The sequence below is a fragment of the Microbulbifer sp. NBRC 101763 genome (genome assembly GCF_040371615.1).
GTDB classification, from domain to species: domain Bacteria; phylum Pseudomonadota; class Gammaproteobacteria; order Pseudomonadales; family Cellvibrionaceae; genus Microbulbifer; species Microbulbifer variabilis.
Window position 1 is genome coordinate 54,235 of the sequence record NZ_BAABQV010000004.1, and the last position, 22,266, is coordinate 76,500.

General features: G+C 54.5%; 19 protein-coding genes. 8 read left to right on the top strand and 11 right to left on the bottom strand.

All coding sequences use genetic code 11. The features are described 5' to 3' along the window. The first annotated feature begins 61 nt into the window (after positions 1-61). The 8 genes from infB to ABWV76_RS10850 all read left to right on the top strand — a co-directional run bounded on the left by infB (position 62) and on the right by ABWV76_RS10850 (position 9,400). Entirely contained in the window at positions 62-2,896 is a 2,835-nt protein-coding gene (gene infB / locus ABWV76_RS10815; protein ID WP_282952522.1) for a translation initiation factor IF-2, read from the top strand. Positions 2,897-2,985: 89 nt separating this feature from the next. Further along, positions 2,986-3,384, top strand: coding sequence for a 30S ribosome-binding factor RbfA (gene rbfA, locus ABWV76_RS10820; protein ID WP_020412404.1), 399 nt, complete (start codon positions 2,986-2,988; stop codon positions 3,382-3,384). A gap of 3 nt (positions 3,385-3,387) precedes the next feature. Continuing rightward, positions 3,388-4,329 (top strand): tRNA pseudouridine(55) synthase TruB, encoded by a 942-nt coding sequence (truB, locus tag ABWV76_RS10825; RefSeq protein ID WP_353375953.1) that lies wholly within the window; start codon positions 3,388-3,390, stop codon positions 4,327-4,329. A gap of 146 nt (positions 4,330-4,475) precedes the next feature. Continuing rightward, complete coding sequence (gene rpsO, locus ABWV76_RS10830; protein WP_020412406.1) at positions 4,476-4,745, top strand: 30S ribosomal protein S15; 270 nt, start codon at positions 4,476-4,478, stop codon at positions 4,743-4,745. 258 nt (positions 4,746-5,003) lie between these two features. After that, on the top strand, positions 5,004-7,127 hold the full coding sequence (pnp, locus tag ABWV76_RS10835) for a polyribonucleotide nucleotidyltransferase (protein ID WP_020412407.1): 2,124 nt from the start codon (positions 5,004-5,006) through the stop codon (positions 7,125-7,127). Between the two features lie 130 nt (positions 7,128-7,257). After that, entirely contained in the window at positions 7,258-7,908 is a 651-nt protein-coding gene (locus ABWV76_RS10840; protein WP_353375954.1) for a hypothetical protein, read from the top strand. Next, positions 7,901-8,311, top strand: coding sequence for a GFA family protein (locus tag ABWV76_RS10845; protein ID WP_353375955.1), 411 nt, complete (start codon positions 7,901-7,903; stop codon positions 8,309-8,311). The genes ABWV76_RS10840 and ABWV76_RS10845 overlap by 8 nt, the downstream gene beginning before the upstream one ends. 120 nt (positions 8,312-8,431) lie before the next feature. After that, the gene (locus ABWV76_RS10850) at positions 8,432-9,400 is read left to right on the top strand and encodes a zinc transporter ZntB (protein WP_026304979.1); all 969 of its coding nucleotides are present in this window, start codon (positions 8,432-8,434) and stop codon (positions 9,398-9,400) included. Positions 9,401-9,440: 40 nt separating this feature from the next. Here ABWV76_RS10850 and ABWV76_RS10855 read toward each other — a convergent pair whose 3' ends face one another. From ABWV76_RS10855 to dksA, 11 genes are all read right to left on the bottom strand, one after another. Next, complete coding sequence (locus ABWV76_RS10855; protein WP_353375956.1) at positions 9,441-10,478, bottom strand: endonuclease/exonuclease/phosphatase family protein; 1,038 nt, start codon at positions 10,476-10,478, stop codon at positions 9,441-9,443. 295 nt (positions 10,479-10,773) lie between these two features. Then, on the bottom strand, positions 10,774-11,565 hold the full coding sequence (locus tag ABWV76_RS10860) for an acyl-CoA thioesterase (RefSeq protein ID WP_282952527.1): 792 nt from the start codon (positions 11,563-11,565) through the stop codon (positions 10,774-10,776). 80 nt (positions 11,566-11,645) lie between these two features. Then, on the bottom strand, positions 11,646-12,458 hold the full coding sequence (panB, locus tag ABWV76_RS10865) for a 3-methyl-2-oxobutanoate hydroxymethyltransferase (protein WP_020412412.1): 813 nt from the start codon (positions 12,456-12,458) through the stop codon (positions 11,646-11,648). Between the two features lie 5 nt (positions 12,459-12,463). Continuing rightward, entirely contained in the window at positions 12,464-13,150 is a 687-nt protein-coding gene (locus ABWV76_RS10870) for a deoxynucleoside kinase (RefSeq protein WP_020412413.1), read from the bottom strand. Positions 13,151-13,258: 108 nt separating this feature from the next. After that, a complete protein-coding gene (gene folK / locus ABWV76_RS10875; protein ID WP_353375957.1) occupies positions 13,259-13,735 on the bottom strand; it encodes a 2-amino-4-hydroxy-6-hydroxymethyldihydropteridine diphosphokinase in 477 nt (158 codons plus the stop codon). Continuing rightward, complete coding sequence (pcnB, locus tag ABWV76_RS10880) at positions 13,735-15,114, bottom strand: polynucleotide adenylyltransferase PcnB (protein ID WP_353375958.1); 1,380 nt, start codon at positions 15,112-15,114, stop codon at positions 13,735-13,737. Before pcnB ends, folK begins: the two co-directional genes overlap by 1 nt. Before the next feature lie 850 nt (positions 15,115-15,964). After that, complete coding sequence (locus tag ABWV76_RS10885; RefSeq protein WP_020412417.1) at positions 15,965-17,356, bottom strand: sigma-54-dependent transcriptional regulator; 1,392 nt, start codon at positions 17,354-17,356, stop codon at positions 15,965-15,967. 127 nt (positions 17,357-17,483) lie between these two features. Beyond that, positions 17,484-20,444, bottom strand: coding sequence for an ATP-binding protein (locus ABWV76_RS10890; RefSeq protein WP_020412418.1), 2,961 nt, complete (start codon positions 20,442-20,444; stop codon positions 17,484-17,486). Next, positions 20,434-20,610: a hypothetical protein gene (locus tag ABWV76_RS10895; RefSeq protein ID WP_169337099.1), complete on the bottom strand. Its 177-nt coding sequence runs from the start codon at positions 20,608-20,610 to the stop codon at positions 20,434-20,436. The genes ABWV76_RS10890 and ABWV76_RS10895 overlap by 11 nt, the downstream gene beginning before the upstream one ends. 145 nt (positions 20,611-20,755) lie before the next feature. Further along, positions 20,756-21,628, bottom strand: coding sequence for a tRNA glutamyl-Q(34) synthetase GluQRS (gluQRS, locus tag ABWV76_RS10900; RefSeq protein ID WP_020412420.1), 873 nt, complete (start codon positions 21,626-21,628; stop codon positions 20,756-20,758). An 80-nt stretch (positions 21,629-21,708) separates the two neighbouring features. Continuing rightward, entirely contained in the window at positions 21,709-22,146 is a 438-nt protein-coding gene (gene dksA, locus ABWV76_RS10905; protein WP_020412421.1) for an RNA polymerase-binding protein DksA, read from the bottom strand. Between the last annotated feature and the right edge of the window lie 120 nt (positions 22,147-22,266).

A 22,266-nucleotide genomic window follows, 5' to 3' on the forward strand; every position in this document is an offset into this window, starting at 1 on the left:
TAACGACACAAGACATACGTATAAGTAACCCCCTCCGACCAAGTGACTTTTAGGAGAGAGAATGGCCGAAGTAACAGTTAGCGAACTCGCCAAATCGGTTGGTGCCACCGAAGACCGTCTGCTCAAGCAGATGAAAGAAGCGGGTTTGCCTCACACCTCTGCGACTGCGGTGGTGTCAGATGAGGAGAAGCAGGTCCTGCTCAGTTTCCTGAAAAGTAGTCACGGGGAGCAGGGCGCGAGCCCGCGCAAGATCACCTTAAAGCGCAAGACCACGACCACACTGAAAACCGGCTCTGGCACAGGCCGCAAGACTGTGAACGTGGAAGTTCGCAAGAAGCGTACTTATGTAAAGCGCCCGCAGGCTGAACTTGAAGCGGGAGCAAACACCGCGGAAACCGTGGAAAGCGTTTCAGCTGCAGAGGCCGAAGAGGCTCGACTGCAAGCCGAGGCGGAAGCCAGAGCAGCTGCCGAGGCGGAAGCCAAGGCCGCAGCAGAAGCAGCAGAGGCCGCTCGTCGCGCCGCTGAGGAAGAAGAAGCTCGCTTGAAAGCCGAAGCGGAAGCCAAGGCTGCCGCAGAGGCAGAAGCGAAGGCCGCAGCCGAAGAGAAGGCTGCAAAAGAGGCAGATGTGACCCAGAAAGCTGAGAGCAAGCCCGCGCAGAAAGCGGAGCCCGCAGCTCCAATCCGTTCAAGCTATGTAGACGATATCGAGGCTATGCGTATTGCCGCGATGGAACGTCGCAAGCAGCAGGCGGAGCAGGAGAAGCGCGAACTCGAAGAGAAAAAAGCCAAGGTAGAGGCCGACCGACGTGCGGCCCAAGAGAAGAAGGAAAAAGCTGCACAGGCCGCCAAGGTGAAGCCCGCGAAAGCAGCTGAGAAAACTGAAGAAGTTAAGCCTTCTTTACGTCGCAAGCTCGAGGCTGCTGCTCCGGCTGAAGCCGATCGATCCGAGGATGAGCCGCGTAAACGCCGCGGGCGTCGCTCCAAGTCCGGGCCGAAGAAGTCCAGCAAAACAGCGCTGTACGAGCAGGCCTTGGAAGTATTTGAAGAAGACGAAGCCAGTAAGCGCAGTACGCGCTCCCTGTCCCGTGCGAGCGTGAAAATGAAGCCAACTCACGGCTTTAAACGGCCTACGGAGAAGCAGGTGTACGAAGTTCAGTTGGGCGAAACGATTACTGTTGGCGAACTCGCCAAGCAGATGAATGTGAAGGCCGGTGAATTGATCAAGCGCCTGATGAAAATGGGTGAGATGGTCACTATCAACCAGAGCCTGGACCGTGAAACTGCTCAGTTGATCGCTGAAGAGATGGGGCACAAGGTGGTATACCGCTCCGAGACTGAGCTGGAAGATAGCCTGGTAGCGCAAGCCCAGGCTCAGGAGGGCACAGAGGTTACCCGCGCGCCGGTAGTGACTGTTATGGGCCACGTTGACCACGGCAAAACTTCTCTGCTCGACTATATCCGCAAAACCAAAGTGGCTTCCGGTGAGGCTGGCGGTATTACCCAGCATATTGGTGCCTATCGAGTGAAAACCAGCCAGGGCGAGGTCGCCTTCCTGGATACCCCGGGACATGCCGCCTTTACTGCAATGCGTGCTCGTGGAGCCCAGGCTACCGATGTGGTAATCCTGGTGGTCGCTGCCGATGATGGTGTAATGCCGCAGACTGAAGAGGCTGTAAACCACGCTCGTGCTGCTGGTGTACCGCTGGTTGTCGCCGTGAACAAGTGCGATAAAGAAGCCGCCGACCCCGATCGTGTGAAAAATGAGCTGGCTGCGAAAGACGTAATCCCGGAAGACTGGGGCGGCGATACCCAGTTCATCAACGTATCCGCGCATACTGGCCAGGGTATTGATGACTTGCTGGAGGCAGTTTCCCTACAGGCGGAAATGCTCGAGCTGAAGGCCAAGGTAAATGTGCCGGCCACCGGTGTTGTAATTGAATCCCGCCTGGAAAAAGGTCGCGGTGTGGTTGCCACCCTGTTAGTACAGAATGGTGAGCTGAAGCGCGGCGATATTATTCTGGCCGGCCAGAGCTATGGCCGCGTGCGCGCCATGACTAACGAACACGGCAAGCAGGTTAAGGAAGCTGGCCCGTCTACCCCGGTAGAGCTACTGGGTCTGGACTCCACTCCAAATGCCGGTGATGAATTCATGGTTGTCGCGGATGAGCGTAAGGCCCGTGAAGTTGCCGAGCAGCGCGCTGAAAAAGAGCGCAGTGAGCGTATGCAACGTCAGCAGGCTGCGAAGCTGGAAAACATGTTTGCAGATATGGAAGCTGGCGAGCGCAAGGTTCTGCCGGTTGTTATCAAGGCTGACGTGCGCGGCTCCCTGGAAGCCATCCTGGGTGCCCTGGCGGATATCGGCAACGAAGAAGTTTCCGTAAACGTTGTATCCAGCGGTGTAGGTGGTATTGCCGAAAATGATATCAACCTGGCCCTGACCTCCGGCGCTATTGTATTGGGCTTCAATACCCGTGCCGATGCAGCCGCACGCAAGACTGCCGAAACCGAAGGGGTTGAGGTTCGCTACTACAGCGTAATCTACAACCTGCTCGATGAAGTGAAGCAGGCCCTGTCCGGCATGCTGGACCCGGAAGTTCGCGAAGAGATTGTTGGTATTGCCGAGGTGCGCGACGTATTCCGCTCGCCGAAGTTTGGTGCGATTGCCGGTTGTATGGTGACCGAGGGTACCGTCTACCGTAACAAGCCGATCCGCGTACTGCGTGACAACGTTGTAATCTATCAGGGTGAGTTGGAATCCCTGCGTCGTTTCAAGGACGATGTGCAAGAAGTGCGCAACGGTATGGAGTGTGGTATCGGGGTGAAGGACTACAACGATGTGAAACCTGGCGACCAGATCGAAGTTTACGATATCGTCAAGGTAGCCCGCGAACTGTAAAGCGTTCCGGACCGGATGAAAGAGAAACCCGCGCGGCTTGGCCGTGCGGGTTTTCCTGTCTTTAAACCGCCATTCTCAATAGGTAAACAATGGCAAGAGAATTCCACCGCGCAGATCGCGTTGCCGATGCCATGCGCCGCGAGCTGGCCCAGTTGATTCAGCACGAGATACGTGACCCCCGCCTGGGTATGGTCAACGTCAACGATGTTGAAGTCAGCCGCGATCTGACCGTTGCTAAAGTATTTGTCACCTTTGTGGGTGAGGACGACCGCAGCAAAATTAATACTTCCGTGGAAGTGCTGAACAAAGCCGCAGGCTTTCTGCGTACGCAGCTCGCGCGCGCGATCCAGATTCGCACTATTCCCCGTTTGCACTTCCGCTACGACGAAACCTCGGTGCGTGGCCAGGCGCTGTCTGCCCTGATCGACAAGGCGGTTAAAGAAGATCGCAAGCACCAAGACGACGATAGCGACTCTAACGAAGATTGATCCATGGGCCGCAGACCAAAATGGGGCCGGCCGGTTCACGGCGTGCTGTTATTGAACAAGCCCGCCGGGATTACCGCCAACGACGCCCTGCAAAAAGCCAAACGACTCTTTTTCGCCAATCGCGCCGGTCATACCGGAGCGCTGGACCCCCTGGCAACCGGTGTATTGCCGATCTGTTTCGGCGAGGCGACCAAGTTCTCCCAGTACCTGCTCGATGCGGACAAGCGTTATCGCAGTACTTTTGTTTTCGGCATGACCACTGCCAGTGGCGATGCTGATGGCGATGTACTGGAAACCAAAGATGCTTCCGGTTTGACCGAAGAAGCCGTGCTGAAAGCGATGGAGGCTTTCCGCGGTCGCATCAAGCAGGTGCCGTCCATGTACTCGGCCCTCAAGCACAAGGGGCAGCCGCTGTATAAGTTGGCTCGCCAGGGTTTGGAAGTGGAGCGCGAGGCGCGGGAAGTGGAGATTTTTGAATTTGAACTGCTGAGCTTTACAGCGGGCGCCCAGCCCCGTGCGGAAGTTGAGGTGCACTGCTCCAAGGGCACTTACATTCGCAGTATTGCCGAAGACCTGGGCCAGGCCCTGGGTGTCGGTGCCTATGTGGAAGAGTTGCATCGCAGCGCCGCCGGCCCCTACGACGAAGCGGATTCAGTGACCCTGGATGAACTCGCCGAAGAGCGTGGTGAGGGTCGGGCGGAAGAGCTGGACCACCATCTGTTACCAGTGGACTCCCCTGCCTCCTCATTGGCCAAACTCATACTGCCAGATGACTCTGGTTACTATGTGCGACAAGGGCAGCCAGTAATGGATTTACAGGTCTATCGTATCGGTGCGGAAGGTGATATGGTGCGCCTCTTCCTGGAAAATGGTGATTTTCTGGGTGTGGGAGAAATTACTGACGACGGGTGCGTAGCGCCTCGGCGTCTGGTAAGTGGCACCTGAGCACAAGCCGCTATATTGGTGATAACTAATTAAGCGGTGTGAGTGAAAGTGCCGGGCGGTTGCGCCCACAATAGCGATTAGCTGGTCTGTAAATATGCACGGGCCAGCCGGATCTTTTAAAGCATATTACGACGAGGTAATTCGTTATGGCACTGACTGCAGTTGAAAAAGCAGCCATCCTGAAAGAGCACGGCCAATCCGAAGGCGATACCGGTTCCCCGGAAGTCCAGGTAGCCCTGCTGACCGCCAATATCAACAAACTGCAGGGTCACTTCTCTGCGCACAAGCAGGATCACCACTCTCGCCGTGGTCTGATCCGCATGGTAAACCAGCGTCGCAAGCTGCTGGATTACCTGAAGCGCAAGGATCTGAACCGTTACGCACAGCTGATCGCCAAGCTCGGCCTGCGTCGCTAAGACCCTGGAATGCCCGCCTTTGGCGGGCATTCTTTTTTAATGCTTGCTAAAAAGTGGCTTAGTTGTCACTTTTGGCAGACACGCAGCATGGCCTTAAGGGATAAACCCAAATGAAAGTGCTGCGCTTGCACCGGCCACCCTGGTCGGTGGCGGTACATCCCCGTACCGCCCTGGGCAGGAGGTTTGGAGCCCCGGCCCCGGCAAATATGTAGGGGTTACTGGAATGGGCCAGTAACCGTAAGGAAATAGGAAAAACTAGTGAATCCAGTAAGCAAAACTTTCCAATACGGACAACACCAAGTCACCATCGAGACCGGCCGTATCGCGCGCCAGGCTACCGGTGCTGCCCTGGTTAGCATGGGAGAGACTGTCGTCCTGTGTACTGTTGTCGGCGCTAAAGAAGCCAAGCCAGATCAGGGCTTCTTCCCGTTGTCCGTGCACTATCAAGAAAAAGCCTACGCGGCTGGCAAAATTCCCGGTGGTTTCTTCAAGCGTGAAGGCCGCCCGTCTGAAAAAGAAACCCTGACTTCCCGTCTGATCGATCGCCCGATCCGCCCGCTGTTCCCGAACGGCTTTATGAATGAAGTTCAGGTGATGTGTACTGTTCTCTCCGCGGAGAAGGACATGGATCCGGATATCGCTGCCATGATCGGCACTTCCGCAGCGCTGTCTGTTTCCGGTATTCCCTTCGCTGGCCCCATCGGTGCTGCGCGTGTGGGTTACACCCAGCAAGACGGCTACCTGCTGAACCCGGGCTACGAAGCTCTGAAGACCTCCGAGCTGGACATGGTCGTTGCCGGTACCAAAGACGCCGTACTGATGGTGGAGTCCGAAGCCCAGGAGCTGCCGGAAGACATCATGCTGGGTGCCGTACTCTACGCACACCAGGAAATGCAGGCCATTATCAAGGTTTGTGAAGAGCTGAAAGCGGAAGCGGGCAAGCCCCAATGGGACTGGCAGGCTCCGGCGGAAAACACCGAGCTGAAAGCTGCCCTGGACGCTCAGTTTGGCGAGAAGGTTGCCGAAGCCTACCGCATCACCAACAAGCAAGAGCGCAGCACCCGCCTGGCGGAACTGCGCGGCGAAGCCGCTGAAGCCCTGGCTACCGAAGAAATTAGCGCCGATCTGGTAAAAAGCTACTTCGGCAAGCTGGAGAAGAAGCTGGTGCGCGGCGCTGTAGTGCGTGGCGAGCCCCGTATCGACGGTCGCGACAGCAAGACTGTACGTTCGATCGCTGTGGAAGTTGGCGCTCTGCCCAAGTCCCACGGCTCTGCGCTGTTCACCCGTGGTGAGACCCAGGCTCTGGTAGTGGCTACCCTCGGTTCCACTGGCGATGCACAGATCATCGACGCCCTGGAAGGTGAGCGCAAAGACTACTTTATGCTGCACTACAACTTCCCTCCCTACTCTGTAGGTGAAGCGGGTCGTGTCGGTGCTACCGGTCGTCGCGAAATCGGTCACGGCCGCCTCGCTCGTCGCGGTATCGCTGCAGTTCTGCCGAGCCCGGACAGCTTCCCCTACACCGTGCGTGTGGTTTCCGAAATCACTGAATCCAACGGTTCCAGTTCCATGGCTTCCGTTTGTGGTTCCAGCCTGGCGCTGATGGATGCGGGTGTTCCGCTGAAGGCACCGGTAGCCGGTATCGCTATGGGCCTGGTGAAGGAAGACGAAGGCTATGCGGTTCTGACCGATATCCTCGGTGACGAAGACCACCTCGGCGATATGGACTTCAAAGTAGCGGGTACCGCCTCTGGTGTGACCGCGCTGCAGATGGACATTAAGATCGAAGGTATTACCGAAGAGATTATGGAAACCGCTCTGGAGCAGGCCCTGCAAGCGCGTCTGCACATCCTCGCGGAAATGAACAAGGTGATCGACTCTTCCCGTACCACCGTGAATGAGAACGCACCGCGCTACGCGACCCTGAAGATTCATCCGGACAAGATCCGCGACGTGATCGGTAAGGGCGGTGCGACTATCCGCTCCATCACTGAAGAGACCGGCGCCTCCATCGATATCGAAGATGACGGCACTATCAAGGTCTTCGGTGAAGACGGTGAGAGCCTGGAAGCGGCGGTAACCCGCATCGAGGAAATCACTGCGGAAGCTGAGATCGGCGCTATCTACGAGGGCACTGTGGTGCGTATCGTGGACTTCGGTGCATTCGTTAACTTCCTGCCGGGTAAAGACGGCCTGGTACACATCTCCCAGATTGCTGAGGAGCGTGTTAACGCTGTAACTGATTACCTGAGTGAAGGCCAGAAGGTATTCGTAAAGGTACTGGACGTGGACCAGCGTGGACGTATCAAGCTCTCTATCAAAGAAGCCAAAGCCGATCAGGCTGCTTCTGCAGAGGAGAAGCAGGGTTCCGAAGAGGCGTAAGCCTTAAAAGACCTGAAAAAACCCGGCCTTGAGCCGGGTTTTTTTATGGATTTTTTAAGGGGGGCAGAGCCTTTATGGCATTTAGTAAAGATATTTTTAGGTTAGAATCCAAAGAAAAAAGGGGAAAACCTTGCTTAATTTCTGGCTTCTCGACCTAATACTGGGGCTCACCTGCCTGTTGATGGCCAATCAATACTGGTACCTCACACGAGAGCGTTTCCAATCTGCAGCTTTGATTATTGTCGCTGCATTGTTGTGCATGGCCCTCGCAGCTTTGGTCGGTGCTTACCGCTACGGAATAGACCCCGGTATAACCGAGCTACATCGGGCACTCTCACGACTTTCCGGCTTTACTTCTTTTCTACTAATTGGCATCGGCCTCCTTTGGGCTCGGCTAGAGCTAACATGGGGTTCGGATAACCGGGCTCCAGCCTATGTGGTAATGGTGCTGGTCCTCGCCAGCGCAATTGGCTTCAGCGAGAGTGGGATCTTGATGCCTTCGACGGTAGTGGATCTCTACTCAGCCCTGGGTTTGCTGCTCTGGTTATTGGTGGCCCTATTGGAACTAGTTGGATCTGGCAGACTTCCACGAAACCATGCTCTATTACTGGGTGGTGGTGCCTTGCTGGCGGTAATAAGCGGGCTTTTGATCGGTACTGGTTCTTCGAAGCTGCTGGGCCTGGCGCGCACGAATTGGTTCCACCTCCTTTTAGCCGTTTCTGTTTTTTCCCTGCTATGCGCGCGGCCGTTGTTTATCCGAGATAAATCTGCTGATGAATGAAATAACTACCAAACTGCAAGGGGGCTGCCACTGTGGAGCCGTGCGTTTTACTGCTCTGCATAAGCGTAACAATGATGACCCCTTGGTAGCTCACGCTTGTAATTGCTCTATGTGTGAAAAGCTAGGCTATTTGCACTTGATAGTGCCTGCGCAGAATTTTGAGCTGGTGAGCGGAGAGGATGTGCTCAGCTGCTACACCTTCAATACAGGTGTTGCCAAGCACTATTTTTGTAGCCGCTGTGGGGTGAAGTCTTTTTATATCCCACGCTCAAACCCTGATGGCTACAGTCTCAATGCTCGATGTCTGGATGAGCGGCCGCGGGGACTTAAAGTGCAGCCTTTCGATGGGCAGAACTGGGAACAGCATGCAGCAGAGCTGGCGCACCTGAGCCAGAATGAGTAATTATCGAGCCCCATCTCTTTTGTATCGCTGCAGTGAAACGGGGCTAACTTGACGCTATTTAAAACCCTTGGTGGAGGGTGACTTCTCCACCGGATGTTTAGCGAATGGAATTTTAAGTCCATGGAATCTGGGCATATTCACGCAACCCTGCTTGATAGGAATGGCTCAGGCCGGGAAATGACCTGGCCTGAAGTGGAGTCCTGGCATCCCCGCCAGGGCTTGCTGTGGCTTCACTTCGATAGCGCTGATGAAGAGGTTTCAGCTTGGATACGCGATAATAGTGGGCTGCAGCCTGTGGTTGTAGAGGCGTTGTTGGCTAAAGAGATTCGACCGCGCACCCTGGCTGTCGATGATGGACTTTTCCTTGCAATGTGTGGAGTGGACCCAAAGCACAAGTCCCGGAGGGAAAACCGGGTCTCTATTCGAATTTGGGTGGAAGAGAACCGTATTATCAGCACCGGTAAAAGACGCCTGTTGGCAGAGGAGGATTTGATTTCCCGTCTGCGCAGTGGTTGTGGACCGCGTGGTACTGCAGCACTGGTAGTGTCCCTGGCTGATCTGCTTGTGCTGCGCATGGGAGACCGGGTTGATGACTTTGAAGAAAAGGTTGACGCGCTTGAGGATCAGTTACTCGAGTGGTCGGTGAAGGGCCTGGGTGCGAATTTAGTCCAGTTTCGCAAGCGGACAATTGCCCTGCGACGATACCTCTGTCTGCAGAGGGAGGTTTTAACTCGTATGCAGCAGGAGTCGGTACCCTGGTTTGATGAAGGGAGCCATGTCTTACTGGCGGATATCAACGAACGCTTGCAGCGGCACATCGATGATATAGATACAGTGCGTGAGCGGGCGGCGATTGCCCAGGAGGAGCTGCTGAGTCGTAATTCCGACCAACTCAACAGTCGTATGTATGTTTTGTCGATGGTTGCAGCAATTTTCCTGCCTTTAAGCTTTTTAACCGGGTTGTTTGGAATTAATGTCGGTGGGATTCCATGGGCGCAAGCTCGAGAGGGGTTCCTGGCATTTTGTATTCTGCTGGCAATAGCACTTGCCGGACAAGTCGCTTTTTTTTACTGGAAAAAGTGGCTCTGAGGCTCCCTCCAATCCCCTGTGAAGGAAGCTCTTTATCTGGCTAGTTTTTTGCCCAGGAAAAATCTACAAAAACTGGATCGTGATCACTTAATCCAGAATAAGCTGGGGACCCGATAAAATAGTTGGTGACTTCCAGTGTGTAGTTGGGATTATTGTTGATAACCACTACATGGTCAGTGTCGTTTTGAAGCTCATCGGCACAGGCCTCCAGGCTGGTATCGCTGCCGGAGAGCATGTATTGGCAGGCGTGCTTGCCTCCGGTCTTCTCAAAGAAGGCCTTCCATGTCTGATAATTGACACCGCGCCAGTCATTATCATTTTCATCAAATGCCATATTGAAATCGCCGGCCAAAATAACGGTGGCATTACTCGAGTGTGCAACGATCATATCGGCGATTTGATCGAGTTGCTTTGCCTTGGCGCTGAGGTCTTCATCCTGATGGCCTGCATCCATATGGGTGTTGTAAATATGCACATGATAATTTTCATTCACTTCGACCTTGGCTACGGTGAAGCCTTTTTCGGTATCACAATCGTTGCCTGAGCACTTATTGAAGGTTTCCTCCTCATAGGTCGCGAAGGAATAATCGTTATCATCACGATTGTCCCGATCAAAGGGGAACTTAGAAAAAGTCAGTAGACCGTTGCCAAAAGAGGTGCCACTACCTTTCCAGTGTTTTGAACGATAGGGAACGGTGTCGTTGCTTAGCTTATCGTCGTCATCTAGATAGTTGGCTTTGGTTTTGTTCCAAACTTCCTGCATTAACCACAGATCTTTGGGATTGTCATTGAACGTGCGAATAATTTGTTTGAAATCTGACTTACTATTACCACCTATACATTGTAAAAAACCGTCCATATTGTACACAATCATGTTAAAGGTGCCTGAGTTGGCATCTTTAAAGCTGGTGTCACCATACTCGTAGCCGTCCAGGTCTTTCGAGCCGGTGTCATCGACATCGCCAATAAATTCGAACCAGTTGCACGAGGTAATAGCATCCCAAACGTCTTCAAAATCTGCTGCGCTGGCTGGAAAACTGGTGAGCAAGGCGAGACAAATAAATATTTTTTTTATCATTATTGATTTCTCCACATTTGTTACCGCGAGTTAATTGTGGAGGGATTTGTAAAGCTCTTGAGTTGAGGCTTTGTCCCTCCGCGGGTGGGGATGATGGAAAGCGTAGATTACAAATTGGAGTAAAAAATATTTTCTTTATTTTATTTTTATGTAATGGCGGCGCCAAAATGTACTTTTTGGGAAAAAAATAATGAAATCAATAAAAGAAAAGATGGAATTGCGCCAAACTCGTGGGGCAGGTAAGGATTGAAAGATCTAAGGCACTTCTTCCATAGGGCATGGCTAATTCGTTTTTTTAGCCAAAAATTGTGACCATTTGCCGGGACAGGGCGACAAGTTTGCCGCTGACATCCCATAGGCGGGCTTGGATCACAGCGTAGCCATCCCCTGCCTGTTCAACTTCGGCAAGATACTGCCACCAGTCAGATGCCTTGTGATTGGGGAGGGGCTCCATAAACTCCACTGTCCATGTTAATGAGCTGGCTGGAGCTGGTGTTTTAAGCATTGGCAAAGTGGCAGGGGGCCAGGCATCAATCAGGGCGAGGAGATGGCTAATGGATACTGTATTCTCACTGCCATCCTTAAAGCGTACCCAACCGCCCAACTGCCTCTCTTGAGTTCCACTAAAAGGCAATTGACCCAGGGCAATACGGTAATCAAATTTCTGCGTAAACTCCGGCACTACACCTTCAATGTAGGGGAGCGCCATGCATTGTTCAGGCTTGCTAAATTCTGGTGCTGTTGCCACGCCCACCTTCACTGAGGAATCCCTGCCTCGACCATAGCTGGCTAGCCCCGCAAGTACGACAGTGCCGCCTTGGCACAGATGACCCTGCACTTGAGTGACGGAGCGCCCGGCACGTAAAACTTCTGCGGAGCGTTGTACCGCTTCTGCGCCTACTGGGGCGACAAATGAGAAGGTTGCAGAGCGCAGGCTGCTGTCCTCAGCTACTTCCGCTGTCATTTTTTCCTGGAGCATTGTTGCTACCAGGCCGCCAAAGGTGGCACGCCCCTGGCTCCAGCCTTCGGGGACAGCGATGTTGTCCTGGCCTGGATTCCACTCAAGGAGTAGTTGATCGAAGTTCATAATGTTACCGCTGGGCAGGCAGCCTCCGATGGAGCTGCCTGCGAGAGTGCCGAGGCTGTTTAATGTCCGGGCAAATGATATTAACTGAAAGTGTGGGAGTCGCCAGGGAAGATGCCGAGCTTGACGTCTTCAGCGTACTTGCGCAGGGCCCCGGGGATGTCCTCTGCCTCTACCAGGAAGTTCTTGGAAAATTTTGGCGGTTGTTCGGTGAGACCGAGAATATCGTTGATAACCAATACCTGGGCATCCGTGTCACGACCGGCGCCGATGCCTATGGTAGGCATTGAAACTGTTTCGGTGATACGTTTTGCCAGGGCGGTTGGGACACACTCGAGTACCAACAGGTCAGCGCCCGCCTGGTCTAGCAGGATGGCATCCTCAAGCATCTGTTCTGCATGCTTTTCATCGCGGCCCTGAACACGGTAGCCTCCGAGTTTGTGAACCGATTGAGGAGTGAGTCCCAAGTGGGAGCAGACGGGGATGCCCCGGTCAGTGAGCATCTTAACGGTATCGACCAACCAGGCGCCGCCTTCAATTTTCACCATATGGGCGCCTGCCTGCATGATGCGGGTGGCATTGGTCAAAGCCTGTTCCGGAGTGGCATAGGTCATAAACGGCATATCGCCCATGATCAGGGATTTCTTGTTGCCGCGCGCTACTGCTTCCACATGGTAAATCATTTGCTCCATGGTTACCGGTACCGTGCTGTCATACCCGAGTACTGTCATACCCAGGGAATCGCCCACCAACAATGTTTCTACTCCGGTTTTTTGTGCCATGGCTGCCATAGGCGCGTCGTAAAGGGCCACGGTAATAAACTTTTCACCATTTGCCTTCATTTTGCGCAGGGTCTGAACGGTGACGAGCTTCTCTAATTCAGAAGGTGCATACATAACGATTAACTTCCCGGGTTGTAGTAGTGTCGGCCTTTGGTCACTGTAAGCATGTACTCGACCAGCTGACGGTAATCCTTAGGGCTATCGACAATATCGATTTCCTCACTATTGACGATCAGCAATGGTGAGCTGTCGTAGAAGTGGAAAAACTGGGTGTAGGCGTCGTTGAGCGTTGCCAGATACTCATTGCTAATGGCGCGCTCTGCGGGAATACCGCGGTTGCGAATGCGTGCCTGTAGTACTTCCAGCGGTGCCTGCAGGTAAATTACCAGGTCTGGCTTGGGAGCCTCTAAGGTTAAGTGTTGGAAAACTTGCTGGTAGAGCGCCAACTCGTCCTTATCCAGGGTTACCTGGGCGAACAGCTGGTCCTTTTCGATCAGAAAATCTGCCACCCGTACCGGCTCGAACAGGTCGTCTTGACGCAGGGCCTGAATCTGTTGGGACCGCTGCAGAAGGAAATGCAGTTGAGTTGGTAGCGCGGCGTTATTGGGGTCGCGGTAGAAGCGTTCGAGGAAGGGGTTTTCCTCTGGCAGCTCCAGTAGGGTGTCATAGTTGAAGGTAGTGGCAAGCTTCTTGGCCAATGTGGTTTTACCTACGCCGATATTGCCTTCCACGGCAATAAATTTCGGCAAAGTCCTGTCCGACAGGCCGAATTCACACGGATTGGTTTCGCTGTTGTCGATAACCACGTGTTCGACTCCTCTTGTTGGGGCGTCTTCCCTGATGGGCTGCAGGCGCCAAAGTACTATTAAGCGGGGCGCTCAGTCGAGTACTTTTATCGCGCTATCGGAGGTTGCTCAGATTTTATTCAGGCGGTTTTGCGGACAGTTCTGCAGCAATTGCTGTAATGGATCGCCGTTAGGCAGCTGTAACTGGGGCTCCAGTTCAGCCAGTGGCAGGAGTACGAAGTTGCGCTCTGCCATACGTGGGTGTGGTACTTGCAAGCGCACGTCATCAATTTGCCTTTCTCCAAATAGCAATATATCCAGGTCGAGGGTGCGCGCTCCCCAGCGCACTGAGCGCTCGCGACCGTGAGCGGCCTCAATAGACTGTAACTGGTCGAGTAGCTCAATCGGTGAGAGTGACGTGTTCAACTCAGCCACTGCATTGACATAATCCGGTTGCCCGCTTGGGCCTATGGGGGTGCTGCTATAAAAACTGGAACAGCGCAGTAGGCAGCTGCTGGGGATTTTGTCCATTGCTGTGAGGGCACTGCGCAGCTGCCTCTGTGGCTCAGACAGATTACTGCCGAGCCCGATATAAACTCTTTCCATCACTCAGCTGCCCTGGGTTTGCGACGGCGCCCACTGCGAGAGTTACGGCCGCGGCGATTACCTCCGCCACTGCGCTGTAGTTTGCGCACCATTTGCTGACGCAGCTCGTCATCGGCTTGCTGGAAGTCCGTCCACCACTTACCAAGGCCGGCCTCAATTTCGCCACTTTCCTCGCGCAGCAGCAGGAAGTCATACGCTGCACGGAACCGGGGATGCTCCATTTGGCGCTGAGCGCGGCTGCCACCACGTTGGGGCAGGCGGTGCTGCAGGTCCCAGATCTCACGCATGGGGATAGAGAAGCGTTTGGGTATAGCGGTATGGGCCAGCTGGTTACTGGTAATCTTTTGGGCTGCCTGGGCGAGGGCTGGCGCCGGTGGAATACCTTTTTCCACCAGTTTTTGTTGCTCTTCGTTTACTGCTGGCCACAGCAGGGCGGCATAAAGGAAGGCGGGGGTGACGCGCATATCCGCCTGGATACGTTTGTCTGTGTTGCGCAGTGCTCGCCTGGTCAGCTCCAGGGCAGCGGGGCTCTTCTCAATTTGGCGGGCATTGTCCGGGAACAGGTGCTGCCACAAATGGTAGCGGTGCAAATGCTCAAAAGTACGCTCGCCCTGTCCACTCATTAGTAATTTGAGTATCTCATCGAACAGGCGGGCTGGAGCGATATTGCGCAGCAATGGCGCAAGCTCCTGTAAAGGCTCTGCAGTTTTGCTCTCGATCGCGAAGTCCAGCTTAGCGGCGAAACGTACCGCGCGCAGCATCCGTACAGGGTCCTCTTTATAGCGGGTGGTGGGCTTGCCGATCATACGGATCAAGCGCTTTTCAATATCCTCGACCCCACCAGTGTAATCGTGGATGGCAAAACCATTAGTGGTGTAGTAGAGCGCATTGACGGTGAAGTCCCTGCGCATGGCGTCACTTTCGAGATCACCGTAGACGTTGTCCCGCAGCAGCATACCGTGCTCGGACTGCCTTGCTTCATGCTCTTCGCCATCACTGTGGTGTCCGCGGAAAGTGGTTACCTCAATGACCTCGCGGCCGATACGAGCGTGCAGGATACGGAAACGCCTTCCCACAATACGAGCGCCGCGGAATAATTCCTTGGCCTGTTCTGGCGTCGCATCGGTAGCAACATCGAAGTCTTTAGGGTGGCCGCCTAGCATCAGGTCGCGAACACCGCCACCGACAATATAAGCTTGGTAACCAGCATCCTGTAGACGCTTCATAACTGTCAGGGCCGCGCGGCTGATCTCTCGGCGGGAGATGTTGTGGTCATTGCGGGCGATGACCCGGGGGCCTTTGTTGGCCGGCTTGCGCCAGCGCTTAATACTACTAATCAGATTGTTGAGCATACGGCTGTCTATTTTGACTGCTGCCATTCGTAAATGACCGGAAAAGCCCCGCTGGTGCTCAGGCCACACTTCCGGTGGCAGCAGGTTTGGTACCCGCGCGTCTCTACCCCTTTTGACCAGGGCGTTCTCTGCGGCACTGCTGGGGCCTCATATACCTGGGCGGGCCCAGGGGGCGAAGTCCGTAACCAGGGGTGCCAATGGCATCGATTGCCGGTGAGTTGGATTCGCGGGCGCGATTCTAACACACGCAAAGGAATGCGCCCGCAATCTGCGGGTGCCGGGAAGTTTGGAGAAAAGATTTGGGAATTATTATTACCAGTATGAAGGCAGCGGCTTCCTTGCGCTCTCAATTTGCTATCAAGCAAACACCCTCTCCCAGGTACAATTCAGTCAGTTTGCAACGCGCTTGTTGTTATTTTTATTCTTTCTTAAGGTTTATTGTTATTATTTATTGTTGTTCTTACGGTTTTGGCCACTCATTGCTTTTATTGTCGGCCTCCCCATTATTCTTATTGTGTTTCGCCCGCTTATTGTGAGTAGTTATAGGGCTTTTAACGGTCATTTATTTTTATTGTTGGCCGTTTTCAAATTTTGTACTAAGGGTAAAGCACTTAGTGTGCCAACTTTTAAAAATTGATATAAATCAATAAGTTACAATCTTTACGAAATTTGACGGAACTTTTTTTAAGTCCATTGCGTTACGTAAAGTGCGGCAATTGTTACTTGCAGGGCGTCTTGGGTAACACTTCTTTTGTTACCGATGTGGTAGTTGAGGAGCACAAAGGGACAGCGTGCGGTATACCCACAGTAGAGGGGGAGTATTTAGAGGGGGGTTACCTGGGGGCCGCGGTGAGGGCCTAAGCCCCGAAAGAGGGCATCAGGCCTCTGCAACTGCGCTACGGCGGGTTTTCTTGCGGGGGATGCCCAGTTTTTGACGGCGCTCCCACAGGCATTTGCGGCTGACCCCCAGCTTTTTGGCCAGCTCAGTTTCACTCATAGTGTCTTGATGCTCGATCACGAAGCGGGCGAAGTAATCTTCCAGTGACAAGTCCTCACGGGGGTCTGTGTGCAGGCTTCTGGGGCGAGGAATCTCACCAGTCTCTTCCACTGGCACCAGGTCCAGGTCGATATCCAGTGTCTTGTGGTTAATCTCCCGACTGTCGCGATCGGTGAGGATCACAGCGCGCTGAATAGCGTTTTCCAACTCGCGTACGTTACCGGGCCATGTGTAGGTCGTAACAGCCTGGATGGCCTCTGGAGATAAGCGGAGCAGGGAACGCTCTATTTTGGTGCAAAACCTTTCCAGTAGGTGCTCTGCCAGTGCAAGCACGTCTCGTCCACGCTCTCTCAGAGGTGCCAGGGTCATTTGTACGACATTGATACGGTAGTAAAGGTCTTCACGGAACTTGCGCTCTGCCGCTAGTTGACGGAGGTTGCGGTGGGTTGCTGTTACCAGTCGCACATTGACCTTACGTGACTCGATAGAGCCGATAGGGCGTACTTCCCCTTCCTGGATCACCCGAAGAAGGCGAGCCTGGGCTTCCAGGGGAAGCTCGCCAATTTCATCGAGAAACAGAGTGCCTCCATCAGCGGCAGCAACAAGCCCCTCACGGGCACTTTGGGCGCCGGTAAAAGCGCCTTTTTCGTAACCAAATAGCTCTGACTCGATCAACGTTTCGGGAATGGCTGCACAGTTAACAGATATCAGCGGCTTGCCTGCCCGGCGGCTCTCCTCATGAATGGCGCGGGCCACCAGTTCCTTACCGGTACCGGTTTCACCATGTACCAGCACAGTGGCGTCTGTTGGCGCGACCTTGTGGATACGGCTGTAAAGCTCTCGCATCACCTGGCTGCTACCGATCATCCCGGCAATCGTGCCGGTATTATCTTTCTCTGAGGGTGCCTGTGCGCGGCTCTGCTCAGCCTTGCCGATAACTCGCCGCACAGTGGCAATCATCTCATCGTGATCAAAGGGCTTAGCAATATAGTCTGCCGCGCCCATACGCATGGAATCCACCGCAGATCTGAGGCTGGCGTAGCTGGTCATAATCAACACCGGAACTTCGCCAGCATGCTTGAGCAGGTCGGTGCCTGGGGCACCGGGCAGGCGTAGATCGGAGATCACCAAGTCCACTTCATTTACGCGGTATTTGCTCAGGGCCTCGCGTACTGACCCCGCCTCACTGACCTTGTAGCGATGCCGCTCCAGCAGTTTGCGCAGCGCCGTTCGAATAATGGCTTCATCTTCGACGATCAGGATGTGGCTCATGTGTTACGCCTGGTTACAAAATGCTCAATAAGCGCCTAGTTTTACCTGCGCGCCGTTTCTATGCAACTCAAATACTGAGAATTGGTTGCTTTTTGATCAAAAAATATTCAATTTGGCAATCTACGCCTCAACCCGCCAGTGGCAGCTGCACAATAAACTTGGCGCCACGTCCCGTCTCCCGGTTGGCGGGACTCACTAACTCCAGTTGGCCTCCATGCTCTTCAACGATGCTGTATACCATCGCCAGGCCGAGGCCGGTGCCCTCGCCGGGTTCTTTTGTAGTGAAAAATGGCTCGAGTATACGGTCTCGGTGCTTGGCTGAGATACCGGGCCCGTTGTCAGTTACAGAGACACAGGCGCTGCCGTTGTCGATGTAGCCCTCGATCAGAATATGACCGCCATCGGGGCTGGCATCGCGGGCGTTACTGAGCAGGTTGATAAATACCTGGATCAGGCGCTGGTTATCTCCCGGAGCGATCAGGTCCTCAGGTACGGTATTGTCGAAACGCACTTCAGTTTTATCGCGCTGCAGGGACAGAAGGTTTACTGCTTCCTGCACACAGGCATAGAGGTCTACTGGGGCATGCTCGCTCTCCTGACTGCCACTGTGGGAGAAGTTGACCAATGAATGCACTATCCGGCTGATACGCTGGGTTTGACTAAGTATCTGGTCGGCGGTGTCCAGTACTTCTGGGTTGTCACAGTCAAACTGGAGGTTCTGTGCCAGGCAGGCAATGCCGGTCACAGGGTTGCCAACCTCGTGGGCGACTCCGGCAGCGAGGCGCCCTACCGAAGCCAGACGCTCGCTGTGAATCAGCTCCTGTTCCAGTACCTGGGTTTCGGTAATGTCTTCGAGCAATAACATCTGGCCGTCGCCGCGCTCGTTGCGTACACGATCGTTGCGACTGCGCTTCTGGCGCGTCTTGTGTAAATTGAGCCAGTGGCTGTTGCCATCCAGACTCACCTGCTGCTTAAAACGGCTGGCATCAGAGGATTCGGCAAATTCCGCCAGCAGCCCGCGCCAGGGCTCGGCGAGGTACTCCAGCTTGGAGCCGATTACCTCGCCGGCTGCAATACCGGTCAGGTCCTGCATGGCGTAATTCCAAAGCAGTACCTCACCGTCCCGGCCCAGGGAGCAGGCAGCCATGGGCAGCTCTTCCAGCATCTGGCGATGGTAGAGGCGCAGGTTGTTTAGCTCCCCTGCGAGCCCGGTGAGCTGGTGTTTATAGCGCCCCAGGCGCGTTTCTATTAAGTGGATATCCTTGTTAGCCGGTTGATCGCTGTTCTGGAATGGGAAGTGGCGGTCGATAATCTGCCCTGCCAGCACCCGCCCAAGCAGCCCGGAGAGGTTGGCCTCAAGCTTGTTGCGCAGCTGGCGCAGGGCGTAAGGTCGACGCTCATCATCCGGCAGGTCGAGCTGGTTGAGGGCGCGCTTGACCTCTTTATTGGCGGTGGCGGCACCGAGACTCTCCGCAAGACGCAAACGGAAATCTGCTGCGGATTCCACATCGAGACCTAATCGTAACGCTTGAGCAATAGTGTCATCACTACAAAGATCAGCAGCGTACTGCTCCAGGTTACTGGTGCGCGTAAAGAGTGACAGCCCGACAAATAGCAGAATGTTGATGCTGAGGGATAGAGTGGTGATCTGTGTCCAGATCGACATTCCTAGAGGTATCTGAATCGATGTACCGGGCAGAGTGATGCCGGTTAAGTCGAAAATAGACGGCAACATCAGGCCGCAGCCCCAAATCAGCATACCGCCCAGCAGTCCCCCGATAAAGCCGCGCCGGTTGCCGCGTGGCCAGTGAATTACCGCGAATATTCCCGGCAGGAATTGCAATGACCCGATAAACGCCAGTAATGCCAGGTCCGATAGGGAGAGGCGGTTGTTCAACAGAAGGTAGAAGGCAAAGCCGGCAATAAACAGCGCGGCAATCAGCGCACGGCGCAGCCACACCAGCTGGCGATACATATTGTCCTCTGAGTGCCAGCGTGTACCGGGCAGCAGCCAATGATTCATTACCATGGTGGACAATGCCAGGGTAATCATAATGAGCGCGCCGGTGGCAGCGGAGAGACCGCCGATAAAGGCCAGCGTGGTGAGCAGCGCTGAACCACTGGCTCTCGGCACCGCCAGCGAGAAGTACTGCACCGGTTCTGCCACATCCAGGGCGAAGCCCGCCCACATAATCGGAAAGATTGGCAGCGCCATCAGTAGCAGGAACAGCGGGAAGCCCCAGCTGGCGGTACGCAAGGCCTGGCCTGTGGGGCGTTCAGCGATACTGAGATAAAAGATGTGCGGCATGGCCACAGCGGTGGCGATAAATACCAACAGTAAGGTGTGGGAGGAGCCCTGTTCAATGGGGGTGTAAAGCAGCTGTTGCATATCGCTGTTTTCAAGTAGCCACTGGTCGAGCCCCGAGAAACCGCCGAATACACCATAAACGGCATAGCCACCTACCGCAGTGAGAGCAACCAGCTTAACCAGGGATTCCAGCGCCATAGCACTGGCCAGGCCCTCGCCCCGTTCGCGGGTCGCGCCGTACATGCTGGTAAACACCGCCAAAAGCACACAGTAGAAGAAAGCAATGAGGTTCTTGCTGGAAACCCCACTGTCTGGCAAACCGAGCGCGGCAACACTATCCCGGGATAAAAGAGCCAGGGTTTCAGATACCGCCTGTATCTGCAGAGCTACCAGTGGTAACAGTGCCAGTAACATGAACAGGGTGGCGAGAATGCCTACCTGGCGACTGTGGTAGCGAAAAACCAGTAGATCCGCTGGGGAGTACAGTTGGTAGCGCTGGGCAAGCCGCGCTAGCGGTTCTAGAGCTACTGGCGCAAATAAGAACATAGCGCCGGTGCCCAGGTAGTAGGCCAATACGCCATAACCATACTGCCAGGCCAGGTCGACAATACCGTAGAAAGTCCAGGCAGACAGCGAAACCCCCAGGGAGAGGACATAAACGAGTGGGTGGCGTACCCAGCGTGCGGGCAGCCAGCCCTTTGAGGTGGCGAAGGCCACAAAGAACAGAGTGGCAATATAAACGACGCCAATCAGGGCGATATGGGCTATTTCAAAGCTCATTCGATTTGCGTCTCCATTGGATAAAAATCGCCAACAGGATCAAAACGAACCAGAGAATAAAAGGGCGATACCAGGCGCCAACGGGATTGATCATCCAGGTAAAAATGGTGGGTGAAAACACATAGCCCACTAGCACGAGCAGTATTAACAGGGTGCGATTGCTCATAGACAGTCTTGGAAACCCGTTTGGGAAAAGGCATTAATGGTGGCCGGTATCACCTTGGATTTAGGGGCAAGGCGCTATTGGGATATGCGTATATTACCCAAAAGGTGGGTGCGGCTGGCGCAAAAATGTTAAATGTCTCAGCAGTTCAGTGCAATTGCCGGTCGCGCTTATCAATTTGGTGTCGTTGCCAACGGGCTGTGGCCCACTTCAGAATATGTTCTGGTTTCTCCTGTCTCAGTGTTTCGGGCACATGGAAACCGAGAAAAATTAATGCGGCGCACAGGTTATCTGCCGCTTTATTGTCATCGATAGCTGGCGCGTGGTTTTGCTTGCTGAGTTTCTGTTTTCCCCCTGGGCCCATTACCAGAGGCAGGTGCCCGAAGACCGGAGGGGTTGTGCCGAGTATGTGGAACAGACGGATCTGTGCGCCAGTGGTATCTAAAAGGTCGGCGCCACGCACCACTTGGGTAACCCCCTGGGCAATATCATCCACCACTACTGCCAGCTGATAGGCGTACAGGCCATCGCGACGCTTCAGGATCGTGTCTTCACGTACCGGTTGGTGTTGTTCCCCGCGCCAGATATCCTCGAATACCTCCTCGTCACCAGCACATTGCAGGCGTAGGGCAGAGGGACCACTGCCACTGTGTTTGACTCTGCAACCAAGGTTGTCGTGCCCGCCATTTTGGCGGATTTGGCTGCGTGAGCAGTAACAGGGATACAGGAGGCCTTGTTCACGCAGTTGCGCCAGGGTCTCTTCGTACAATCTGTGCCGCTTGCTCTGCCATTCCACGGCACCGTGCCAATGCAGGCCGTGGGTCTCCAGGGAATTCAGGATGCGGGTGGCCGCGCCGGGCTCTTCGCGCGGTGGGTCGAGATCCTCCATTCGGAGCAACCAGTGGCCTCCATGGGACTGGGCATCCAGGTAGCTGCCAAGTGCGCACACCAAAGAGCCAAAGTGCAGGGGGCCGCTTGGGGAGGGAGCGAATCGACCAATATAGGGGTGAGTACTTTTCAAAATGACAGGGGGCGGTCCCGTCGACCGCCCCTTCGCGCCGGGTGCCCCTTAGGGATCACCGGATTTCTATTAGTTATGGATCAGCCTGAAATCTGTCTTTCTTTGATTTCAGCCAGAGTCTTGCAGTCCACACACAGGGTTGCGGTGGGGCGAGCCTCAAGGCGGCGGATTCCAATATCAACCCCGCAAGCTTCACAGAAACCGTAGTCATCCTGGTCAATCAGCTCCAGGGTGGCGTCGATCTTCTTGATCAGTTTGCGCTCGCGATCGCGGGTGCGAAGTTCAAGGCTGAACTCCTCTTCCTGACTGGCGCGATCGGCGGGATCGGGAAAGTTTGCGGCCTCGTCTTTCATGTGGGAAACGGTGCGGTCCACTTCCGCCATCAGTTCGGCCTTCCAGGCTAACAGCAAGTTGCGGAAATGCTCCTGCTGCTTCTCATTCATGTACTCTTCGCCCTTAGTCTCCTTGTAGGGCTCAAAGCCGTGCAGAGAATCGGTGCTCGCAGCAGTTTTGGGCATAGTCGTTGCCTCTCTTTCTATACGGGCCCCCGATAATGGGGGCGATACCACCAAATTCAATCTAGCCTAGACCGGAATCTTTTTGTTTGATGCTTTTTTCACCTGTCAAAAAGCTTGCGG

Excerpts from the sequence above, each read along its gene's own strand:
- ABWV76_RS10855 (WP_353375956.1), bottom strand. The coding sequence starts at position 10,478 with ATGATAAAAAAAATATTTATTTGTCTCGCCTTGCTCACCAGTTTTCCA.
- truB (WP_353375953.1), top strand. The coding sequence starts at position 3,388 with ATGGGCCGCAGACCAAAATGGGGCCGGCCGGTTCACGGCGTGCTGTTA.
- ABWV76_RS10895 (WP_169337099.1), bottom strand. The coding sequence starts at position 20,610 with ATGAGCAATCGCACCCTGTTAATACTGCTCGTGCTAGTGGGCTATGTG.
- rbfA (WP_020412404.1), top strand. The coding sequence starts at position 2,986 with ATGGCAAGAGAATTCCACCGCGCAGATCGCGTTGCCGATGCCATGCGC.
- infB (WP_282952522.1), top strand. The coding sequence starts at position 62 with ATGGCCGAAGTAACAGTTAGCGAACTCGCCAAATCGGTTGGTGCCACC.
- ABWV76_RS10850 (WP_026304979.1), top strand. The coding sequence starts at position 8,432 with ATGGAATCTGGGCATATTCACGCAACCCTGCTTGATAGGAATGGCTCA.
- rpsO (WP_020412406.1), top strand. The coding sequence starts at position 4,476 with ATGGCACTGACTGCAGTTGAAAAAGCAGCCATCCTGAAAGAGCACGGC.
- panB (WP_020412412.1), bottom strand. The coding sequence starts at position 12,458 with ATGTATGCACCTTCTGAATTAGAGAAGCTCGTCACCGTTCAGACCCTG.
- ABWV76_RS10860 (WP_282952527.1), bottom strand. The coding sequence starts at position 11,565 with ATGAACTTCGATCAACTACTCCTTGAGTGGAATCCAGGCCAGGACAAC.
- ABWV76_RS10845 (WP_353375955.1), top strand. The coding sequence starts at position 7,901 with ATGAATGAAATAACTACCAAACTGCAAGGGGGCTGCCACTGTGGAGCC.
- ABWV76_RS10885 (WP_020412417.1), bottom strand. The coding sequence starts at position 17,356 with ATGAGCCACATCCTGATCGTCGAAGATGAAGCCATTATTCGAACGGCG.
- folK (WP_353375957.1), bottom strand. The coding sequence starts at position 13,735 with ATGGAAAGAGTTTATATCGGGCTCGGCAGTAATCTGTCTGAGCCACAG.
- ABWV76_RS10890 (WP_020412418.1), bottom strand. The coding sequence starts at position 20,444 with ATGAGCTTTGAAATAGCCCATATCGCCCTGATTGGCGTCGTTTATATT.
- dksA (WP_020412421.1), bottom strand. The coding sequence starts at position 22,146 with ATGCCCAAAACTGCTGCGAGCACCGATTCTCTGCACGGCTTTGAGCCC.
- pcnB (WP_353375958.1), bottom strand. The coding sequence starts at position 15,114 with ATGGCAGCAGTCAAAATAGACAGCCGTATGCTCAACAATCTGATTAGT.